This window comes from Streptomyces caniferus (genome assembly GCF_009811555.1).
Classification (GTDB): domain Bacteria; phylum Actinomycetota; class Actinomycetes; order Streptomycetales; family Streptomycetaceae; genus Streptomyces; species Streptomyces caniferus.
The window spans coordinates 3,030,281-3,051,239 of record NZ_BLIN01000005.1 but is presented as its reverse complement, the minus strand read 5'-3'; the positions used below and the strand labels follow the sequence as shown (position 1 = coordinate 3,051,239).

Sequence of the window (20,959 nt, the reverse complement as noted above, 5' to 3'; positions counted from 1 at the left end):
ATCAGCCCTTCACTCCGGTGAGCGTGACGCCTTCGACGAAGGCCTTCTGTGCGAAGAAGAAAACGACCATGACCGGCGCCATGACCAGCAGCGTCGCGGCCATGGTGAGGTTCCAGTTGACGCTGTGCGCGCTCTTGAAGGACTCCAGCCCCAAGGAGAGCGTCCAGGACGCCGGGTTCTGTGCGGCGTAGATCTGCGGGCCGAAGTAGTCGTTCCAGCAGAAGAAGAACTGGAAGAGGGCGACGGCGGCGATACCGGGCCGGGCCATCGGGACGATGATCTTCAGCAGGGTGCGCAGCTCCCCGCAGCCGTCGACCTTCGCCGCTTCGAGGTACTCCCGCGGGATGGTCAGCAGGAACTGCCGCAGCAGGAAGATCGAGTACGCGTCGCCGAACGCCATCGGGAGGATCAGCGGCCACAGCGAGCCGGCCAGATGCAGCTGCTGCGCCCAGACCAGGTACATCGGGATCACGATGACCTGCGGCGGCAGCATCATCGTGGAGATGACCAGGAGCAGCGCGGTGCGCCGGCCGCGGAAGCGGAACGTGGCGAGCGCATGGGCGACCGGGACGGCCGAGCAGACCGTGAAGAGGGTGCCCAGGCCCGCGTAGAGCAGGGAGTTCTTCCACCAGTCCAGGAACCCGGGGGTCTCGAAGACGGTGAGGTAGTTCGACCAGTGCCACTCGTGCGGCCACAACGCGCCGCTCATCGCCTGGGCGTCGCTCATGACGGAGGTGAGCCAGACGAACACGAACGGCAGGACGAAGAAGAGCGCGGCGGCGAGGGCGACGGCGTGCACGGCGATCCAGTGCAGCAGCCGGGTGCGGTGGGCGCGGCGGGCCGGGCCGGTGGTGGTGCCGCGGGCCGGGGCGCGGCGTGTGGTGAGGGCCGTGGTGACCATGCCGGATCAGTCCTCCGCCCGGAGCAGGCCGGCGCGCTTGCGCAGCAGCAGGGTGGTGACGGCCATGGCGAGGACGAACAGCACGAGGGAGAGCACGCACGCCGCGCCGGTGTTGAAGTTCTGGAAGCCCAGGGAGTAGACGAGCTGCGGGACGGTGAGGGTGGCGTGGTCCGGGTAGCCGGGCTGGATGACCGTGCCGGGGCCGATGGAGACGCCGGAGGCGAGCTTTCCGGCGACCAGTGCCTGGGTGTAGTACTGCATGGTCTGGACGACGCCGGTGACCACCGCGAACAGCACGATCGGGGTGAGCGACGGCCAGGTGACGTAGCGGAACTTCCCCCAGGAGCCGGCCCCGTCGAGCTCGGCGGCCTCGTACTGCTCCCTGGGGACGTCCAGCAGCGCCGCCACGAAGATCACCATCAGGTCGCCGATGCCCCACAGGGACAGCACGACCAGCGACGGCTTGGCCCAGGCGGGGTCGTTGAACCAGGCCGGGGCGGGGATGCCGAGCGCCCCGAGGAGGCCGTTGACGGGCCCGGTGCCGGGGTTGAGCAGGAAGACGAAGGCCACGGTGGCCGCCACCGGGGGCGCCAGATACGGCAGATAGAAGGCCGTACGGAAGAGGCCGGCGCCCGTCTTGATCTTTGTGACGAGAAGGCCGATGCCCAGGCCGAACACCACCCGCAGCGCGACCATCACCACGACCAGCCACAGGGTGTTCCACAGCGCGGGCCCGAGCAGCGGCATCTGCGTCAGCACATAGGTCCAGTTCCGCAGCCCCACGAATTCCGGGGCTTCGATCTGGTTGTAGTGCATGAACGAGAAGTACACGGTGGCGATCAGCGGATAGCCGAAGAAGACCGGGAATCCGACGAGCCAGGGGGAGAGGAAACCGAGGGTGCGCAGCCGCTCGCGCCTGCGCTTTCGGCGGAGTGCGGGTGGCGCGAGAGCGGTGGATGCCATAGCGGTTCTCCGTCAGTTCTCGGACTGAAGGGTGTCGGCGTCGATCCGGGCGTCCAGTCCGCGCAGCCCCGCGTCGAGATCGGGGACCTTTCCGGCCTCGACGCGATAGGCGAAGTCCTGCAGCGCGGTGACGTACTGTCCGCCGTTGGTGGACGGCGGCAGGGCCACACTGCGCGGATTCCGTGCGATGTCGAGAAAGGTGCGGAACGTCGGATCGGCGTCCAGGCCGGGTGAATGGAGCGCGGCATACGTCGACGGCACGTTATGGATGGCATTGGCGAAACGGACCACTTGGTCGGTGTCCACGGTCAGGAACTTCACCAGCTCCCACGCCGCGTTCTGGTGCCGGCTGCTGTGCGCGATGCCGGCGACGGTCCCCGTCAGGTACCCCCGGCCGTAGGTGTCCGCCTGGTCGTCGGGCACCGGCATCGGCGCCGTGCCCCAGGCGAAGGGGGCCTTCGCCCGGCGGAGCATCAGCCCGCGCCACTCACCGTCCATGTGCATGGCCAGCTTCTGGGTCAGAAAGGCGTTCTGTGACGACATCTCGTCGCCGAAGGTGGTACGGAATTTCTCCAGCGGCCCGTAGCCGCCCTGGGCGTCCAGCAACGCGCGTGCGGTGGCGAAGAATTTCCGGCTCGCCGGTTCCTCGGCGAGCCGTGCGCCGCCCTTCCGGTCGAAATACTCCGGCCCCCATTGGGCGAACAGGCGGTCCGGACTGTTCTGATAGAGCCGGAAGTTGGGCATGAAGCCGACCTGCCGGTAGGAGCCGTTCCCGTCCCGCCGGGTGAGTTTGACGGCGTCGCGTCGCAGCTCGGACATGGTGCGCGGGGGCCGTGTGATCCCGGCCTTCCGAAACGCGTCCTTGTTGTAGTACAGCCCGTAGGAATCGGCGAGCAGCGGCAGGGCGCACTGCTCCCCCGCATAACTCGTGTAATCCAGGAGGGGCTTGGGGAAGACCTTCTCCTTGTCCACCCCGGTCTTCTTCAGGAACGGATCGAGATCCACCCACATGCCCGACGAGCAGTACTGCCCCACATTGTTGGTGGTGAACGACGACACCGAAGTGACGCGGGTGGTGATCCGCTCGGCCGCTCCGGCACGGGCGCGTCCGGCGGCGACCGGGGCACGGCGACCGCCTGTCCGGGCCGCGGCGCCGTCACCGGGCCCGGCGCCGAGCCGATAGCCCCGTTTCAGCCGATGCAGCCGGTTCAGCCGGTCCGGAACACCGCGTCGCGCACCTCCGCGAGCGCCGTCCGCAGCGCGCCGAGGAGGATCGGAGGGCCGTCGACATCGCTCAGGCGCAGGACGGGCCGGGGCAGCGCGAGCCCGGTGAACTCCGCCTCGACCAGGGCACGCAGCGCCTCCCCGCCGGCCTGTGCGACCTCGCCGGAGAGCACCACCAGCCGCGGGTCGACGACCGCGACCACGGCCGCGATCCCGGTCGCCAGCCGCCGCGCGACCTCGGCCCGGACCTCGTCGTGCGCCAGCGCCTCGGCGACCGTACGGACCTGTGGGTCCCCGTACTCCCGGGCCAGTTCGACCACGCTCGGCGAACCGACGAGCCGCTGGAAGCCACCCCCGGCGTCCGCCTGCGCGGCGCTGCGGTCGCCGCCCCGGGACAACGGGGCGCCGGGCAGCGGCATATAGCCGATCTCGCCCGCACCGCCGGTGGCCCCGCGCAGCAGCCGGCCCTCCAGCACGATGGCGGCGCCGACCCCCTCGTCGGCCCACACCAGCACGAAGTCGTCGGCGTCCTGTGCGGCGCCGTCGTGCTGCTCGGCGACCGCCGCCAGATTCACATCGTTCTCGATGGTGATCGGTGTGCCCAGCACCTCGGCCAGCTCTTCCTTCAGCGCCCGCGAGTGCCAGCCCGGCAGATGCGGCGCATAGCGCAGCCGCCCGGTCCCCGGGTCCAGCGCACCGGGTGTGCCGATCACCGCCCCGTGCAGCTCCTCGCGCCCCAGCCCGGCCTTGGCCAGCGCCCCGTCGACCGCCCGCGCGACCAGTTGCGCCGTCCGGTTCGGCGCGTCCTCGGCCACGGCGTCGGTGTCGACCCGTTCCTCCCCGAGCACCTGCCCGGTGATGTCGGCGACGGCGGCGGTGATCCCCAGCTGATCGACGGCCAGCGCGGCGATATGCGCCACCGCCGGATCGATCTCGTACAACTGCGCGCTGGGCCCCGGCCGCCCGGTCACGTTCCCGGTCGTCCGCACCAGCCCCGCCGCCTCCAGCCGCGCCAGCAACTGCGAGGCGGTGGGCTTCGACAGCCCGGTCAGCTCCCCGATCTGCGTACGGGTCAACGGGCCCTGCGACACCAGCAGATCGAGCGCGGCCCGGTCGTTCATGGCCCGCAACACCCGCGGCGTCCCCGGCGTCCCCTGCGCCCTGTGCCCACCGGACATGACCGTCCCCCGTCCACCGGCGGCCGCAACGGCCACCGAGCATCTGTTAAGAAACCTTCCAATCGCTGAAAAGGAAGGTAGGGCGCGGGTCCGGGCCCCGTCAATGGGAGGGGCGGGCCCAGTTTCCCCGGCGCACTCGCGGCGAAGCGCCGCCGCGGGGGCATAGGGGGCGATAGCGTGCCGGGGAAGGTGGACTACACCACCAACACACCGATCGGACAAGGGAGTTGGACCGGCATGAAACCGCCCAGACGCAGCGGCTTACGCAGTGCGCTCGCCGTCCTCATCGCAGCGCTCACCCTCACCCTCGGCCTGACCGCCCAGGCCGGCACGGCCCGGGCCGACGACGGACCGGACCTGAGCGGCCTCACGTTCACGTCCGTCAACAATGGCCGGAACCTTGACGTGCAGAACGGCAACACCGGGGACGGTGTCTTCATCGTCACCAACTCCGCGCCCGGGTACCACCAGAAGTGGAACGCCGCCGCCCAGGCCGACGGAACGTTCACCCTCGTCAACGACGCCACGGGCAAGTGCATCGAAGCCGGCTACCCGCTCAAGCAGCGGTCCTGTTCCGGATCGTCCGGCCTGCGCTGGTACTTCCAGCCCGTGAGCGGCACCAGCGACACCTTCATGATCCGTAATGCCGGCGACGACAAGTGCATCGACGTCGTCCTGGCCGCCCAGTACGACGACGCGTGGACCCAGAGCTACGGCTGCAACGGCAGCAGGGCACAGCAGTGGAAGATCCCCTCGTCGGCGACCGGCGCCGTGCTCAAGGCCGCGGTGACCCATGCGTCGCAGCGCTGCCAGAAGGACGCCACCACCTGCTCGTGGACGAAGGGGTCGCAGGCTCCGGCCGCGCCGCTGCCCAAGCAGTGCATCTCTCCCGTCTGGTACAACGGCACCGAGGCGCCGGTGCCGTGGACGTTCTCGCTGAGCACCTCCACCGGCTGGTCGAGCCAGCTCGGCGTGTCCTTCACCTCGACGCTCGGCACGGGAGCCGCGAGCCCTGTCCAGACCAGCGTCAGCCTCACCCTCTCCGGCCAGGTCACCTACGACCTGCGTACGGATCTCGGCAACAGCCTGGTCATCACCGTGCCGTCGCGTCAGTACGGCTGGGTGGCGCTGTCGGAGCTGGCGACGAAGGTGACCGGTGCGTGGACCTTCGACGCGAACGGCTTCCCGTGGAAGGCGAACGACACGGTCACCGTTCCGCTGCGGAGCGATGACCAGGGCCGCTCCAGCATCTACCTGGCGCAGACCAGCCCGGACTTCACCACCTGCAACAACTGAACCAGGGCGTGGGCCCGCACGCGTCGTGCGGGCCCACGCCCTGGTCGAAGGCCCGTCGGGCCCGGACGTCCGGTCTACTTCCCCATCTTGGACGGCGACGCGATCGGGGAGGTCGCCAGGGACTGGGGGGACAGGGGGTTGTTGAGGGCGGAGGGGGCGGCGACACCGGCGGTGGGGTCGGCGGCTTCCTCCTCCTCCTCTTCCTCGGGGGCCGGGCGCGGGGCGAGGTGGACGCCGGCGGCGTCCAGGGCGCGCTTGATGCGCCAGCGCAGTTCGCGCTCGACGCCGGGGGCCTTGCCGGGCATGGTCTTGGCCGAGACGCTGATGGTGACCGTGTCCAGGTGGACCTCGCTCAGGCCGAGGACCTCCACGCCCTCCCACAGCTGCTCGTTCCAGGGCTCGGCCTTGGACATCTCCTCGCCGGCGGCGGTGATGGTCCCGCGGGCGCGCTCCAGGTCCTGGTCGGCGGCGATCACCACATCGACGGCGGCGGTGGACCAGCCCTGGCTGAGGTTGCCGATCCGCTTGACCTCGCCGTTGCGGATGTACCAGATCGCGCCGTTGGGGCCGCGCAGCTTGGTGACGCGCAGGCCGACCTCGATGACCGTACCGGTGGCCACCCCCGCGTCGATCTCGTCGCCGACGCCGTACTGGTCCTCCAGGATCATGAAGACGCCGGAGAGGAAGTCGGTGACGAGGTTGCGGGCGCCGAAACCGATGGCGACACCGGCCACACCGGCACTGGCCAGCAGCGGCGCCAGGTTGATCTTCAGTACGGAGAGCACGGTCAGGGCGGCGGTGCCCATGATCACGAAGGAGGCGACGCTGCGCAGCACCGAGCCGATGGCCTCGGAGCGCTGTCTGCGTCTCTCGGCGTTGACGAGCAGCCCGCCCAGCGCGGTGCCCTGGGCGGCGGCCACCGTGCGGTTCATCCGCTCGATGAGCTTGGTGATGGTGCGGCGGATCACATGCCGCAGTACCACCGCGATCACGATGATCAGCAAGATCTGCAGGCCGGACGTGAGCCACGTCCCCCAGTTCTCCTGCACCCAGCCGGCGGCGTTGGTGGCCTTGTCCGTGGCGTCGTCGAGCGACGTCGGGCCGGATGAGCCGGGCGTGGCGGCGCTGAGGTGCGCGGCAGCGGCCGGCGAAGCGGACCAGAACACAGTCGAACCTTCCGTGTGGGACAGCAGACCCGGGCCCCGGTGGGACACCGTGAACCGGGCAGACCAACCACACTAACGGGGCAACAGGAGCGGTCCGCGCCCTTGTTCGAGTCGGATAGTTGTGCGCAGGCCGGAATGCGCCCGGTTGCGGAATGGTCGTACCGGTGTGTGGTGGAAAACACCTCCGACCCGTTACTCGGTCATGGTGGCGCTCCCACCAGGCACCGGGGGACACTGTGGGGAGATCGTCCCGGCGCGAGCCACGCGCCGCCGGCGTACAAGGAGGCACCCGTGCCGCATGTCCTGGTCCTCAACGCGTCGTACGAGCCGCTCGGCGTCGTACCGCTCCGCCGCGCGCTCATCCTCGTCCTCAATGAGAAGGCTGTGAGCCTCGAGGAGTCCGGCGCCCTGATGCACAGTGCGACCCATGTCATACCTGCTCCGAGCGTGGTCCGCTTGAAGCGGTTCGTGCGGGTGCCCTTTCGCGGCCCCGTGCCACTGACCCGCCGGGCGCTGTTCGCCCGTGACGGCGGGCGCTGTATGTACTGCGGTGGCGTCGCAACCAGCGTCGACCACGTCATCCCGCGCAGCCGCGGAGGTCAGCACACCTGGGAGAACGTCGTCGCCGCGTGCCGGCGCTGCAATCACGTCAAGGCCGACCGCCATGTCGCCGAGATCGGCTGGCGGCTGCGGCATCAGCCCGCTCCGCCGTCGGGACTGGCGTGGCGGATCATCGGCACTGGCCATCGTGACCCGCGCTGGCTGCCCTACTTGCAGCCGTACGGCGCGGACGACGCCCTGGCCCGGATCGACGCCGTATCGGCTTAGATCCGGGTTTCTGCGTCTCCGGCGGTGGTACCGCACCTCTCGCTCCGGCCGGGGCGGACGCCGCCGGACCCTCGCCCCCGTGGCCGACCGCCGCGGCGACGAGGGTCCCGCGGCGCCCACGACGGCAGCCTCACACCCCAGCGGCAGGGCTCGCCCGCGTCGGCACCAGGGGCCGGGCCCCGCCGCGGTGCACGGCGTTCGCCGAGCCGTACGGCTCTTCGTGGCACCCGCACGTCCTCCGGTCCGGAGACGGCGCACCAGGGCGGTCGCCGCGGACGCCGTACCGCTCAGCCGTTCCCCTTGCCCGCCGATCCACGGTCCTCGCGGCCGGCCGGCCCGCGGTCCCTGCCCGCAGGCCCCTGGCCCTTGCCCGCTGATCCGCGGTCGTTGCCCGCCGGCCCCTGGTCCGTGCCCGGCTTTCCGGTGTCCGGGCCCGCCGATCCCTCGTCCGCGACCGCGTACGCCTCCACCGACCACAGCGAGTAGCCGAAGCGGGTGGCGCGCTTGTCGCCCTGGATGCGGACGAACCGGGCGCCCTCGGCGTCCATCCGCACGGATTCGCGGCCGCCCTTGCCGTCCCGGACCGTGGCCGCCGTGCGCCAGCTGCGGCCGTCCGGCGAGACCTGGATGCGGTAGCGGGCGGCGTAGGCGTCCTGCCAGTTCAGGACGAGCCGGCCGAGGCGGGTCGGATGGGCCAGCGCGAACTGCAGCCAGGCGCCGTCCTCGGCGGGGGAGGACCAGCGGGTACCGGGGTTCCCGTCGGTGGCCGCCGAGGCCGGGAAGCCGGCGGTCTCGTCGCCGGAGGAGGTGGCGACGGTGCCGCGCGCCAGGTCCTTGCCGTCGGTGCGCGGGTAGGTGCGCACCGTCAGCGTCTGCTCCGCGCCGCCGAACTCCACCGGGATCTCGTACGTCCCGGACGGCGCGCCCTCGGGGACGTCGACCCTGATGCGGACCGTGGCCGTGCCGCCCCGTGGTGCGACGACCTTGTCGGGGGCGTGCACCCGGAAGCCCTTGGGTGCCTTGACCGACAGCTTGCCGCGGACGTCGCCGGGGCGGCGGGAGTAGATCAGGGCGTCCACCGCGGCGCTGTCGCCGGTCTGCGCGTCCGACTCCTTGCGGGACAGTTCGAGCCCGGCGGCCGGGGTGTCGTCGAACCAGGGGGTGAACGCGCGCACGGTCGGGGCGTCCACACCCTTCGCCCAGGTCAGCCGTACCGCGTCGGCACGCAGCCGGGGCGTCCTCGACTCGGTCCAGCCGGTCGGGGAGAGCCGGTCGAGGCGACGCCAGCCCTCGCCCGGGACGTGCGCTTCCACGGAGACGGCGCTCGCGGACGGGCCCGGATCGGTCAGCGCGGTCACCGCGGCCAGCGGCCGGGTCCGCTCGAAGGGGACGGTCAGGGACGTCGGATCGGCGCCGTCGTCGGGCCGGGGGGCCTCGTGGCGGGCGCCGGTCCAGGCGTCGGCCTCGGTCATCGCCCGGTCCAGGAACGGGGCCAGCACCCCCTTGCCGACCGTCACCGGGCTCTGCCGGCACTTCTTGCGCAGCCGCTGCACGGTGCGCTGGGCCGACCAGGCGGCGTCCCCGTCGTCGTGGGCCTGTGCCATGAGCGTGTCGACGGCCTGCTCGCCGGCGCTGCCGTAGCGGGCCAGCTGCTCGGCCCACGGACGGATCTCCGCGGCCAGGTCCGAGCGCAGGTCCCGGGGCGCGGTGCTCATGGTGTGGAACGCGGCCCGCAGGGCCTTGGCCGCCTTGGCGAGGTCCGGGTCCCGGCCGGGCCGGCCGTGGTTGACCGCCACCTCACGGGCCTTCCAGAAGCGGTCGATCAGGGGCTGCAGGTACCCCGACTCGGTCCGGTTCAGCAGCGAGGAGGAGGCGTTGCCGGCCAGCGCGTGCAGCGCGGCACGGCCCCGGGCGTCGCCGCCCGCCAGATCGTCGACGGCCGCGTCCCAGGACTCCTCAGGGCGGTAGTCGCGCGGGTTCCACGCGTAGTCGGCGGCCGTGAACAGCGGGATGCGCGAGGCGAGCGGCTGCGCCATGGCGTTGGCGAGCAGTGCCTTGGAGCCGGTGGCGACGGCCGGCTCCCGGCCCCGGTAGGGCCCGAGGAAGATCCGGTCCTGGGCGTAGTCGTTGACCGGGTAGTTGTCCATGGTGACCAGGGAGTGGTCGAACGCCTGGCGGGCGGCGGACAGCTCGCCGCCGGTGATGGTCCGCGGGACCACGCCCACCCCGGTCCAGGCCACCTCGACCCGGTCGCCGAGCGCGTCGGCGAGCGCCCGGCGGTACGTCGTCGCGCCGTCCTGGTAGTACTCCGTCGGCATCAGCGAGAGCGCCGCGGACCGCGGGTGGCGCTGTGCCAGGTGCGCGGCGAGCGCGTTGGCGACCCGGGCCTGGGCCTCGGCGGCGGCCCGGGGGCCGGTGCCGAAGGTGTCCGCGTCGGCGTCGCAGTGCCATTCGCTGTAGCTGACGTCCTGGAACTGCAGCTGGAAGGAGCGCACGCCCAGCGCCCACATCGCGTCCACCTTGCGCCGCAGTGCCCGCATGTCCTCCTCGGAGGACAGGCACATCGCCTGCCCGGGGGCGAGGGCCCAGCCGAGCGTGACGTGGTTGGCGCGGGCGCGCTCCGCCAGCGCCCGGAAACCGGCGCGCCGGTCGGCCGGGTAGGGGTCGCGCCATTGTGCCTGGCGGTACGGATCGTCGCCCGGCGCGTACAGGTAGTGGTTCTGCTTGGTGCGCCCCATGAAGTCCAGCTGGGCGAGCCGCTGCGCCTGGCTCCAGGGCTGCCCGAAGAACCCCTCGGTGGTGCCGCGCACCGCCGTGCCGGGCCAGTCGCGCACGGCCACCGAGGCGAGCTGCCTTCCCGCCCGTCGCCCGCCACGGCTGGAATCGCTGCGCGATGCTGCCTCTGCAGAGCCGTCGGTGACCAGTTGCCGCAGCGTCTGCGCGGCGTGGAAGAGGCCGTCGGGGCCGACGCCGTCCAGGGCGACGGTGTCCCGGCCCGCGACCTGGCCCACGGCCAGGCGGTAGCCGCCGGCGGGCAGGTCCCCGCGGCCAGGGGCCCGCAGCGCCCGCAGGGCGTCCGCGGCCTGCTCGCCACCGACCCGGATCACCGGCCCGGCCGCGGGCAGCCGGTCGCCGGGCGACGGTTCGCGGACGGTGTGCACCCCGGCGTCCCGCAGCAGGCCGCGCAGCACGTCCAGCGCGTAGGGGTCGGTGTCCGGTGCGGCCACCAGGACCGCCTCGCGGCCCAGCGGTACGGCGGCGCCGAGCTCCCGCATCGACTGCGGGCGCGGCCAGACCGAGGGCGTCCGCCCGGCGTCGGCCGGGCGGTCCGGCCGGTCGGGGGCGCCGACGGCGCGGTCCGCGGGCGCCGCCTGGGCGCTGGGTACCCCGCCGATCAGGCCTCCGATGACCGCGGCGGCCAGCGCGGTGGTCCCGGCCACCCGCGCGCGGGCGCCCGCGCCGTTCCCCCTGCCGCCCCTACCGATATTTCCGACGCTCCATACGCCCCGGCCTCGCACGGCTGCTCCTCGTCCCCGTCACTCACCCACCGGTCCGCACCGGCGCCCCGTTTACCCCGCCGATGCCCGTTCGGACAGACCTTCGGCCGTGAGCCCACCATTGTGGCGGTTCGGGTGTCAACCAGGCGATGCCGGGGGTGCGGACCGCAGGCCGTGCCCCCCCGTTCCGGGCCGGTGCCGCGGGCGGGATCCGGGGGTGCGCCGGTCCGCAGAACTTCCGTCCCGAGGCCCGCTTCCTCGGCGTTCTGTACGCCTGCCGGGCTTCCCCGCAGTGAAATCGCCTGCGTGGGGCATAATGTGACCTGGGTCACGTTTCGTGAACAGATACGTCTGCGATCGTGTCGAGTGGGTAGGGCCCACGTGTCCCATTACCGATGAACGGGAGGCCCTCGTGGCCGCATCCGCTCAGCTGCTCCTCGACGCCCTGTCCTCCAAACCGGGAGGTGCGACGATGGAGCCCGACATCTTCGACGGGGTGTCCGACCCCGATTCCGGGCTCGACGGCTCCGGATCCTTCAGCTTCGTCGAGCCGCCGCTGACCAGCGAGCCCCCGCTCGCCGACGCCGCGCCGCTGACCAGTGAGGTCCCGATCGCTGCCGAGCTGCCGCTGACCAGCGAGCCGACAGCCGCCGGCCTGGGTACGGAGTCCATGGAGGTCTGAGGACCCATGGGCCGCGCGCGGCTCGCCCGGCTGCACGGCATCGCCACGTCCTACGAAGCCTCGCCGGGCAGGAGCGTCCAGATCACCGACGACACCGTCGTCGCCGTGCTCGCCGCACTCGGGGTCGATGCCTCCACCCCGCACTCCGTACGCAGCGCCCTGGCCGCGTACGAGGACGGCGCGGGCCGTGCACTGCTCCCCCGTACCGTCGTCGCCCGCCCGGGCCGCCCGCCCGACCTCGCCGGTCTCCCCGAAGGCACCGCCCTGCGGGTCGAGACCGAGAGCGGGGCGGCGGCACAGGACTTAGCGGCGTTTGATCCGGGTGCCCTGGCCGGGCTGCCCCTCGGCGTCCATGTGCTGCACGCCCGGACCCCCGACGGCCGCGGCGCCCGCGCCCGGCTGATCGTGGCGCCCGACCGGGTGCCCGCACCGCCCGGCCGCAGCCACGGCTTCCTCGTGCAGCTCTACTCGCTCCTGTCCCGGCAGTCCTGGGGCATGGGTGACCTGGGGGATCTCGCCGACCTCGCCGCCTGGTCCGGGCGCGCCCTGGGCACCGGCTTTCTCCAGCTCAACCCGCTGCATGCGGCCGTCCCCGGCCCGCCCACCGACCCCTCGCCCTACCGGCCCTCCTCGCGCCGCTTCCCCGACCCGGTCCATCTGCGCATCGAGCACATCCCGGAATACGCCCGGCTCACCGGCGCCGCGCGCGCACGGGCCGACGAGCTGGCCGCGCGGGCCCATGCGCTGCGCGCGGGGGTGCTCGACGGGGGCGCGCTGATCGACCGGGACGCGGTCTGGGCGCTCAAACGCGAGGCCCTGGAGCTGGTGCGGACGGTCCCGCTCACCCCGGGACGGCGGGCCGCGTACTGCGACTTCCTCGCCGAGCAGGGTGAGGCCCTGGAGGACCACGCCACCTGGTGCGCGATCGCCGAACGGCACGGCCCGGACTGGCGCGCCTGGCCCGCCGGGCTGCGCGATCCGCGCTCCCCGGACACGGCCCGGCTGCGGCCGCAGCTGCTGGACCGGATCGACTTCCACTGCCGGCTGGTCTGGCTCACCGACCAGCAGCTGGCCGCCGCGCAACGGAGCGCGCGGGAGGCCGGGATGGGCGTCGGGCTGGTGCACGACCTCGCCGTCGGCGTCCACCCCTCCGGCGCCGACACCTGGGCCCAGCAGGACGCCTTCGCCGCCGGGATGTCCATCGGGGCGCCGCCGGACGCCTTCAACGCCCGCGGCCAGGACTGGGGGCTGCCGCCCTGGCGTCCGGACGCGCTGGCCGCCGCGGGGTACGCCCCCTACCGGGAACTCCTGCGCGGACTGCTGCGGCACGCCGGGGCGTTGCGCATCGACCATGTGATGGGGCTGTTCCGGCTGTGGTGGGTCCCGGAGGGACGGCCGCCGACGGAGGGCGCCTATGTCCGCTACGACGGTGAGGCGATGCTCTCGGTGCTCGCGCTGGAGGCGCACCGGGCCGGCGCCGCGGTGATCGGCGAGGATCTGGGCACCGTCGAGCCGGGCGTCCGCGGCGCGCTCGCCGAACGGGGCGTCCTGGGGACGTCGGTGCTGTGGTTCGAGCGGGATTACCAGGGGGGCGGGCGGAAGGACGCGGCCGGGGAGCGGGAGCAGGCGGACGAAGCGCGGGAGGGCGCGGACGAGGCAGGGGAGGGCGCGCCCGGGCCCGGCCGGAAGTCCGTCTCGGAACCCGCCCTCAAGCCCGCCCCGGACCCCGTCCCCGTGGCCCGCATCCTGGCGCCCGAGGAGTGGCGCAGCGCGTGTCTGGCCACGGTCACCACCCACGATCTGCCGCCCACCGCGGCCCGTTTGACCGGCGAGGACGTGGCGCTGCGCGAACGGCTCGGGCTGCTGGCCGGGCCGCCGGAGCGGGAGCGGTCCCGCGCCCGGTACGAACGCACCGAGTGGCTGCGGGAGCTGGTGCGGCGCGGTCTGCTGCCCGAAGGGGCGGGCGACGAGGAAGCGGCCGTCAGGGCCGTGCACCGCTTTCTGCTGCGGACCCCGGCGCGGATGGTGGGCGTCTGGCTGCCCGACGCGGTGGGCGACCGGCGCCCGCAGAATCTCCCGGGGACATGGGATGAATACCCGAACTGGCGCCTGCCGATCGCCGGCCCCGACGGCCGTCCGTGCACCCTGGAAGAGCTGGCCGCCTCCCCCCGCCTGCATGCGCTGATGCGCGAATTGTCCGACGGCACGCGGTAGTCGGGCCCCACCGCTCCGGCCGTCCGCCCGGAATCCGGTTCCTGCAGGCGCCCTTCCGGTACGCCCTGCCGTCCGGCACGACACCCGTCGGACGTTGTGCGCCGAGGCCCCCTGGACCGTGCCGGCCGGCGGACTCCCCCACCGGATCCTGGCGCTCCCGGCACCGGTGACCGCGGACGCCGTGCGCGTCAGCGTGGAGCAGTCCCGCGGGCCGAGCCGTCTCGCGCCGGTGACGCTGCACCGCAGCCGGGCGGTGGGCGGCTGGACGGTGCCGGCCCGGCCGGGGCCGCCGGTTGTGGCACCCCGGGCGCGCGGGGCGCCGGGGCGTCCGATACGTTGACTTCGTGAGCAACAAGGTCAATAAGAATGTCCTGCGCGCCGGAACCATCACCGCCGGCACCGCGCTGATGCTGCTGATGTCGTCCCCCGCGTTTGCGCTCACCCGCGACGATGGTGACGACCCGGGTCCGGGTCTGAGCGTGATCGAGACGCTCGGCCTCTATGTCGCTGCACCCATCGTGCTCTTCCTGATCATCGCCGGGCTGGTCGTCGCGGGCGACAAGACCCGCAAGCAGGCCAAGTCCGAGGGCTGACGCCGGGCACCAGTGACGCTCGAGGGCGCCCCACGGTCACACGACCGTGGGGCGCCCTTCGTCATGCCCGGACCGGGCGCCGGACGGTGACAAGAACCGTGCGGCGCCCTTTGTCGTACCCGGATATTTCCGCAGGTGAAAAAGGCGTTGCGAGGCGGCTATCGAGCGCTTTTCGGCTGGTTTGAACGGGGGCCGGTGTTTAACCGGTCCTAACCTACGATGACGTAACCTACGGGTCCGTAGGTCATACCTACGGACCCGTAGGTCATCGTCCCCAGGAGTTCCCCCGTGACCATCGCCCCCGCCCGCCATAACGGAGAGCTCGGCCAGGCCGCCTGGAGCGACGCCCAGCTGCTCTACGCGCTCGAAGAGGTCGTCGAGAAGGAACTCAACCGCCATCTGAAGATCGCCAAGGACTGGATGCCCCACGAGTACGTGCCGTGGAGCGACGGGCGCAACTTCCCCGGGCCGCTGGACGGCGAGGCCTGGGACCCCGAGCAGTCCAAGGTCAGCGACATCGGCCGGATCGCCCTCGTGGTCAACCTCCTCACCGAGGACAACCTCCCCAGCTACCACCACGAGATCGCCACCCTCTTCGGGCGCGACGGCGCCTGGGGCACCTGGGTGCACCGCTGGACCGCCGAGGAGGGCCGCCACGGCATCGTGATGCGCGACTACCTGCTCACCAGCCGGGCCGTCGACCCGGACGAGCTGGAGCGGTTCCGCATGGCCCACATGTCGGAGGGCTTCGAGTCCGACAACTCGCACAGCATGCTGCACTCGGTGGCGTACGTCGCCTTCCAGGAGCTGGCCACCCGCATCTCGCACCGCAACACCGGCCACCACTCCGGTGACCCGGTCTGCGACCGGATGCTGGCCCGGATCGCCACCGACGAGAACCTCCACATGGTCTTCTACCGCAACCTCCTCGGTGCGGCCTTCGAGATGGCCCCCGACCAGACCATGTGCGCGGTGCGCGATGTCGTCACCGGCTTCCGGATGCCCGGCCACGGCATGCCCGGCTTCGAGCGGTCCGCCGCCCGGATGGCCATAGGCGGGATCTACAACATGCGGATCCACCACGACGATGTGCTGCAGCCGGTGCTGCGCTACCTGAAGGTGCTGGAGATCGGCGGGCTGGGCCCGGCCGGGCTCGCCGCGCAGGAGGAGCTGGGGCTGTTCATGGACGGCCTGGACGGCCAGGCGCGGAAGTTCGACGAGCGCCAGGCCGCCATCCTCGCCCGGCGCGAGGCCAACCGCCGCGCCTGACCCGGTCGATCCGGCCCGCCCCGCGGCCACCGTCCGCTCACGGTGGCCGTGCCGGCGGGTGCGTACGCTGCCCGCATGGCCGACTGGGATCTCAAGAAGCTGCGTATCCTGCGCACCCTCCACGAGCTGGGCACGGTCACCGCGACCGCCGAGGCGCTGCACATGACGCCCTCGGCGGTCTCCCAGCAGCTGACCGGGCTGGCCAGGTCGCTCGGCGTCACGCTGCTGGAGGCGCACGGCCGGCGGGTACGGCTGACCGACGCCGCACAGCTGGTGCTGCGGCACGCCGAGGCGGTCTTCGCCCAGCTGGAGCGCGCGGACGCGGACCTGCTCGGCTACCTCCAGGGCGAGGCCGGCCGGGTACGGGTCGGCGCCTTCTCCACGGCCATCCCCGCCCTGGTGGTCCCGGCCGCCTTGGAGCTGCGCCGCAGCCACCCGGGCCTGTCGGTCGTCGTACGGGAGGCGGAGGCGGAGGCCGCCTACGAGCTGCTGGCCGAGGGCAGCGTCGATCTGGCGCTGTCGCTGGCCGCGCACGCGCCCACCCCGCGCGACCCCAAGTTCAGCCGGGTCTCGCTGCTCGCCGACCCGCTGGACGTGGCGCTGCCGGCCGGTCATCCGCTGGCCGGCGAGCCGGGGCTGCGGCTGGCCGACCTGGCGGGCGAGCCCTGGATCTTCGGCAGCAGCGGACCCTGGTCGCAGATCACCACCACCGCCTGCGAGAGCGCCGGCTTCGTGCCCGAGCAGGCCCACGCCGCCGCCGACTGGAGCGCGATCTGGGCGATGGTCGCGGCGGGGATGGGCGTGGCGCTGGTGCCCCGGATGGCGATGGCGGGCGGTCTCGGCGCCGCCGGGCGCGGTGCGGAGGAACACGGCGCGCAGGGTCCGCGCGGCGGCGGGGGAGTGGCGGTGCGGGTCCTGCACGCCGACCAGCCGCGCCGCCATGTGGTCGCCGCCGCCCGGCGCGGCTCCGAGGGGGCGCCGGGGCTCGCCCGGGTACTGGCCGCGCTGCGGCAGGCGGCCGCCGAGCAGACGCCGGGAGAGCCAACCGTTCAGTCCAGCTGAACGTATTCCTCAAAAACTTTCGATGGACCTGAGGGGTGGCCCGCTGCGACCGTGGAGCGGTCCGCACCTCTCACCTCGTCGAAAGGCCACGATGACCGCCGACCCGGCCGCCCACACCACTGATCCGCACGCCAACGACGCGAACCCGTACGGCGGCGGCGACCCCTACGCCGACTACCGCGGCGGGGAGTTCGCCTTCACCTCGCTCGTCGACCTCGCCGACCGCCGCCTCGGCGCCGGCGTGATCGCCGCGAACGACGAGTTCTTCGCCGAGCGCGAGAACCTGCTGAAGCCGGCTCCGGCGGTCTTCGACCCCGAGCACTTCGGCCACAAGGGCAAGATCATGGACGGCTGGGAGACCCGCCGCCGCCGCGGCACCGACGGCGACCACCCCTTCCCCACCGACGACGACCACGACTGGGCGCTGATCCGGCTCGCCGCCCCCGGCGTGATCCGCGGCGTCATCGTCGACACCGCCCACTTCCGCGGCAACTACCCCCAGCAGGTCACCGTCGAGGCCACCGCGCTCCCCGGCAACCCCGGCCCCGAGGACCTGCTCGCCGACGAGGTGAAGTGGGAGGAGCTGGTCGGGCGCACCCCCGTCCGCGGCCACGCCGCCAACGGCTTCGAGGTCACCGTGGAGCGCCGCTTCACCCACCTGCGGCTCAAGCAGCACCCCGACGGCGGCATAGCCCGCCTCCGGGTCCACGGCGAGGTCGTGCCGGACCCGGAGTGGCTCGATGTGCTCGGCACCCTCGACCTGGCGTCCGTGCTGCACGGCGGCACCGTCGAGGACGCCTCCGACCGCTTCTACTCCTCGCCCACCCAGATCATCCGGCCCGACCTGTCCCGCAAGATGGACGACGGCTGGGAGAACCGCCGCCGCCGGGTCAAGGGCACGAACGACTGGGTGCGCTTCCGTCTCGCCGCGCAGGGCGAGATCCGCGCCGTGGAGATCGACACGGCGTACCTCAAGGGCAACTCCGCGGGCTGGGCCGCCCTGTCCGGCTGCGACGGCGACCCGTCCGACGAGGCCTCCTGGTTCGAGATCCTGCCGAAGACGAAGCTCCAGCCCGACACCCCGCACCGCTTCCGGCTGCCGAAGGCCGTGACGGCCACGCACGTACGGCTGGACGTCTTCCCCGACGGCGGCCTCGCACGGCTGCGCCTCCACGGCGGCCTCACCGCGGCGGGCCGCGCCGCCCTCGGCGGCCGTTTCGACGCACTGAGCGGCTGAGCCGAACCCCTCTTCCACCGGGCCCCGCGGGAGGGGGCGGGGCCCGGCGGACGGGCGCGCCCGGCGGACGGACGCCTCGGACCCCGTCCGCCGGGCGCATGCACCGGCCGCGGCGGCCGAAGGGGATCTTGCCGCCACGGCCGGCCGCAACCCCCGGAGGTGCCGGGGGACCGGCGGGATCCGCGAGAGCGGACCCGGCCCCAGGGGGCCGTCAGGCCGCCGCGTCCGCCGCCTGCGCCTTCAGCGCCCGCTCGATACCCGCGCGCGACTCGGTCATCAGCCGGCGCAGCGCCGCGCTCGGCTCGGCCGACGCCAGCCAGGCGTCCGTGGCGTCCAGCGTCTCCTGCGATACCTGCAGCGCCGGGTAGAGGCCCACCGCGATCTGCTGCGCCATCTCATGGCTGCGGGAGTTCCAGATGTCCTTCACCGCGTCGAAGTACTTCGCGGTGTACGACGCCAGCAGCTCGCGCTGGTCGGTCTGCACGAAGCCGCCGATGACGGACTCCTGCAGGGAGTTGGGGAGCCGGTCCGACTCCACCACCGAGGCCCAGGCCTCGGCCTTCGCCTCGGCCGCCGGACGCGCGGCGCGGCAGGTCGCGGCGTACCGCTCGCCCGCCGAGGTCTTGTCCCGGTCCAGCTCCGCCGCGATGGCCTTCTCGTCCGCCCGGCCGGTGGCGGCCAGCCGGTGCAGCAGCGACCAGCGCAGCTCGGTGTCCACGGCGAGCCCGGAGATCTCCTCCGTACCGTCCAGCAGACCCTGCAGCAGCTTCAGCTGGTCGTCCGTACGGGCCGAGGCGGCGAACGCGCGCGCCCACGCCAGCTGGTGGTCGCTGCCCGGCTCGGCAGCGCGCAGCTGCTCCAGGGCCGCCGCCGTCCAGGTCGCGAGCCCCGTCTCGCGCCAGTCCGGCGCCGCGTACAGGTCCAGCGCCAGCTTCACCTGGCGGTGCAGCGACTGGACGACACCGATGTCCGACTCCTTGCCGATGCCGGACAGCACCAGCGCCAGGTAGTCGCGGGTGGCCAGTTCGCCGTCCCGGGTCATGTCCCAGGCCGACGCCCACGACAGGGCGCGCGGCAGCGACTCGGTGAAGTCGCCGAGGTGCTCGGTGACCGTCTTCAGCGACTCCTCGTCCAGCCGGACCTTGGCGTACGACAGATCGTCCTCGTTGAGGAGGATGACGGCCGGCCGCGCCGTGCCCACCAGCTGCGGCACGGCGGTCAGTTCGCCGTCCACGTCCAGCTCGATCCGCTCGGTGCGGACCAGCTTGCCGCCCTGGAGGTCATAGGCGCCGATCGCGATCCGGTGCGGCCGCAGCACGGGCTCGCCCTTGGCGCCGGCCGGCAGCGCCGGGGCCTCCTGCCGGACCGCGAAGGAGGTGATGACACCGTCGGCGTCCACCTCGATCTCCGGCCGCAGGATGTTGATCCCCGCCGTCTCCAGCCACTTCTTCGACCAGGTCTTCAGGTCCCGCCCGCTGGTCTCCTCCAGCGCGCCGAGCAGGTCCGACAGCCGGGTGTTCCCGTACGCGTGCGCCTTGAAGTAGGCCTGGACGCCCTGGAAGAACTCGTCCATGCCGACGTAGGCGACCAGCTGCTTGAGGACGCTGGCGCCCTTGGCGTAGGTGATGCCGTCGAAGTTGACCAGGACGTCGTCGAGGTCGTTGATCTCGGCCATGATCGGGTGGGTGGACGGCAGCTGGTCCTGCCGGTAGGCCCAGGTCTTCATGGAGTTGGCGAACGTCGTCCAGGAGTGCGGCCACTTCGAGCCCGGGGCGTACGCCTGGCAGGCGATCGAGGTGTAGGTGGCGAACGACTCGTTCAGCCACAGGTCGTTCCACCACTCCATGGTGACCAGGTCGCCGAACCACATGTGCGCCAGCTCGTGCAGGATGGTCTCCGCACGCACCTCGTACGCCGCGTCCGTCACCTTCGACCGGAAGACGTACTGGTCGCGGATGGTCACCGCGCCCGCGTTCTCCATCGCGCCGGCGTTGAACTCCGGCACGAAGAGCTGGTCGTACTTCTCGAACGGGTAGGCGTAGTCGAACTTCTCCTGGAACCACTCGAAGCCCTGCCGGGTGACCGCGAAGATCTCCTCGGCGTCGAGGTGCTCGGCCAGCGACGGCCGGCAGTAGATGCCCAGCGGCACCGTCCGCCCGTCCTTCTCGTACGAGCTGTGCACGCTGTGGTAAGGACCGGCGATCAGCGCCGTGATGTAGGTCGAGATGCGCGGCGTCGGCGCGAAACGCCAGACGTTGTCGCTCGGCTCGGGCGTCGGCGAATTGGAGATCACGGTCCAGCCCTCCGGGGCCTTCACGGTGAACTGGAACGTCGCCTTCAGGTCCGGCTGCTCGAAGGAGGCGTACACCCGCCGCGCATCCGGCACCTCGAACTGCGTGTAAAGGTAGGCCTGTTGGTCCACCGGGTCGACAAAACGGTGCAGTCCCTCACCGGTGTTGGTGTAGGCGCAGTCCGCCACCACCGTCAGCTCGTTGCGGCCGGCCCGCAGCCCCGGCAGCGCGATCCGCGAGTCCTTGAACACCTCGCCCGGATCCAGCGCCTCGCCGTTGAGCCGCACCTCGTGCACGGCCGGCGCGACCAGGTCGATGAAGGAGTCCGCGCCCGCCTCGGCGACGTCGAACCGCACCGTCGTCACCGACCGGTACGTGCCGCCCCCGTTCTCGCCGTCGCCCGGGGTTCCCCCTTCCTGCGCGCCGGAGAGGTCGAGCTCGATCTCATACGCATCCACGGTCAGCAGGCGCGCCCGCTGCTGCGCCTCGTCGCGGGTCAGATTCGTGCCAGGCACCAGGTCATCTCCTCGTAAGCGGCCTCGTATGCGGCGTTTCCGT

Annotated in this window: 15 protein-coding genes; 8 read left to right on the top strand and 7 right to left on the bottom strand. The window is 72.4% G+C overall.

Annotated elements, in window-relative coordinates; translation table 11 throughout:
• Window position 1: 1 nt before the first annotated feature.
• The 4 genes from Scani_RS29955 to Scani_RS29940 all read right to left on the bottom strand — a co-directional run bounded on the left by Scani_RS29955 (window position 2) and on the right by Scani_RS29940 (window position 4,209).
• Window positions 2-901, bottom strand: coding sequence for a carbohydrate ABC transporter permease (locus Scani_RS29955; RefSeq protein WP_159480901.1), 900 nt, complete (start codon window positions 899-901; stop codon window positions 2-4).
• A gap of 6 nt (window positions 902-907) precedes the next feature.
• Entirely contained in the window at window positions 908-1,864 is a 957-nt protein-coding gene (locus tag Scani_RS29950; protein WP_159480900.1) for a carbohydrate ABC transporter permease, read from the bottom strand.
• Window positions 1,865-1,876: 12 nt separating this feature from the next.
• Window positions 1,877-2,923: an extracellular solute-binding protein gene (locus tag Scani_RS29945; RefSeq protein WP_281392070.1), complete on the bottom strand. Its 1,047-nt coding sequence runs from the start codon at window positions 2,921-2,923 to the stop codon at window positions 1,877-1,879.
• 149 nt (window positions 2,924-3,072) lie between these two features.
• Window positions 3,073-4,209: an ROK family transcriptional regulator gene (locus Scani_RS29940; protein WP_159480899.1), complete on the bottom strand. Its 1,137-nt coding sequence runs from the start codon at window positions 4,207-4,209 to the stop codon at window positions 3,073-3,075.
• A 294-nt stretch (window positions 4,210-4,503) separates the two neighbouring features.
• On the opposite strand from Scani_RS29940, the gene Scani_RS29935 reads away from it, so the two are divergent.
• Window positions 4,504-5,562, top strand: coding sequence for an RICIN domain-containing protein (locus tag Scani_RS29935; protein ID WP_159480898.1), 1,059 nt, complete (start codon window positions 4,504-4,506; stop codon window positions 5,560-5,562).
• Window positions 5,563-5,636: 74 nt separating this feature from the next.
• Here the strand turns inward: Scani_RS29935 and Scani_RS29930 are convergent, their stop codons facing one another.
• Entirely contained in the window at window positions 5,637-6,728 is a 1,092-nt protein-coding gene (locus tag Scani_RS29930; RefSeq protein WP_159480897.1) for a mechanosensitive ion channel family protein, read from the bottom strand.
• Window positions 6,729-7,019: 291 nt separating this feature from the next.
• On the opposite strand from Scani_RS29930, the gene Scani_RS29925 reads away from it, so the two are divergent.
• Window positions 7,020-7,556 carry an HNH endonuclease gene (locus Scani_RS29925; RefSeq protein WP_006605595.1) on the top strand — a complete coding sequence of 179 codons (537 nt, stop codon included), beginning with the start codon at window positions 7,020-7,022 and terminating at the stop codon, window positions 7,554-7,556.
• Window positions 7,557-7,843: 287 nt separating this feature from the next.
• Here the strand turns inward: Scani_RS29925 and Scani_RS29920 are convergent, their stop codons facing one another.
• Window positions 7,844-10,996, bottom strand: a complete 3,153-nt coding sequence (locus tag Scani_RS29920) for a glycoside hydrolase family 84 protein (protein ID WP_159482455.1) — start codon at window positions 10,994-10,996, stop codon at window positions 7,844-7,846.
• Between the two features lie 469 nt (window positions 10,997-11,465).
• Between Scani_RS29920 and Scani_RS29915 the strand changes: the two genes are divergently transcribed.
• The 6 genes from Scani_RS29915 (at window position 11,466) to alc (ending at window position 18,110) form a co-directional block, all read left to right on the top strand.
• Window positions 11,466-11,735: a hypothetical protein gene (locus Scani_RS29915; RefSeq protein WP_159480896.1), complete on the top strand. Its 270-nt coding sequence runs from the start codon at window positions 11,466-11,468 to the stop codon at window positions 11,733-11,735.
• 6 nt (window positions 11,736-11,741) lie between these two features.
• Window positions 11,742-13,949 carry a 4-alpha-glucanotransferase gene (malQ, locus tag Scani_RS29910; RefSeq protein WP_159480895.1) on the top strand — a complete coding sequence of 736 codons (2,208 nt, stop codon included), beginning with the start codon at window positions 11,742-11,744 and terminating at the stop codon, window positions 13,947-13,949.
• Window positions 13,950-14,293: 344 nt separating this feature from the next.
• Entirely contained in the window at window positions 14,294-14,542 is a 249-nt protein-coding gene (locus Scani_RS29905; protein ID WP_159480894.1) for a hypothetical protein, read from the top strand.
• A gap of 288 nt (window positions 14,543-14,830) precedes the next feature.
• Window positions 14,831-15,811 carry an acyl-ACP desaturase gene (locus Scani_RS29900; protein ID WP_159480893.1) on the top strand — a complete coding sequence of 327 codons (981 nt, stop codon included), beginning with the start codon at window positions 14,831-14,833 and terminating at the stop codon, window positions 15,809-15,811.
• A 75-nt stretch (window positions 15,812-15,886) separates the two neighbouring features.
• Window positions 15,887-16,873, top strand: a complete 987-nt coding sequence (locus Scani_RS29895; RefSeq protein ID WP_159480892.1) for a LysR family transcriptional regulator — start codon at window positions 15,887-15,889, stop codon at window positions 16,871-16,873.
• Between the two features lie 91 nt (window positions 16,874-16,964).
• Window positions 16,965-18,110, top strand: a complete 1,146-nt coding sequence (alc, locus tag Scani_RS29890) for an allantoicase (RefSeq protein ID WP_159480891.1) — start codon at window positions 16,965-16,967, stop codon at window positions 18,108-18,110.
• A 211-nt stretch (window positions 18,111-18,321) separates the two neighbouring features.
• Here the strand turns inward: alc and pepN are convergent, their stop codons facing one another.
• Complete coding sequence (gene pepN / locus Scani_RS29885; protein ID WP_159480890.1) at window positions 18,322-20,916, bottom strand: aminopeptidase N; 2,595 nt, start codon at window positions 20,914-20,916, stop codon at window positions 18,322-18,324.
• Between the last annotated feature and the right edge of the window lie 43 nt (window positions 20,917-20,959).

What these genes read in the sequence shown, in the direction of transcription:
- Scani_RS29955 (WP_159480901.1), bottom strand. Translation starts at nt 901, where the DNA reads ATGGTCACCACGGCCCTCACCACACGCCGCGCCCCGGCCCGCGGCACC.
- Scani_RS29950 (WP_159480900.1), bottom strand. Translation starts at nt 1,864, where the DNA reads ATGGCATCCACCGCTCTCGCGCCACCCGCACTCCGCCGAAAGCGCAGG.
- Scani_RS29940 (WP_159480899.1), bottom strand. Translation starts at nt 4,209, where the DNA reads ATGAACGACCGGGCCGCGCTCGATCTGCTGGTGTCGCAGGGCCCGTTG.
- Scani_RS29935 (WP_159480898.1), top strand. Translation starts at nt 4,504, where the DNA reads ATGAAACCGCCCAGACGCAGCGGCTTACGCAGTGCGCTCGCCGTCCTC.
- malQ (WP_159480895.1), top strand. Translation starts at nt 11,742, where the DNA reads ATGGGCCGCGCGCGGCTCGCCCGGCTGCACGGCATCGCCACGTCCTAC.
- Scani_RS29895 (WP_159480892.1), top strand. Translation starts at nt 15,887, where the DNA reads ATGGCCGACTGGGATCTCAAGAAGCTGCGTATCCTGCGCACCCTCCAC.
- alc (WP_159480891.1), top strand. Translation starts at nt 16,965, where the DNA reads ATGACCGCCGACCCGGCCGCCCACACCACTGATCCGCACGCCAACGAC.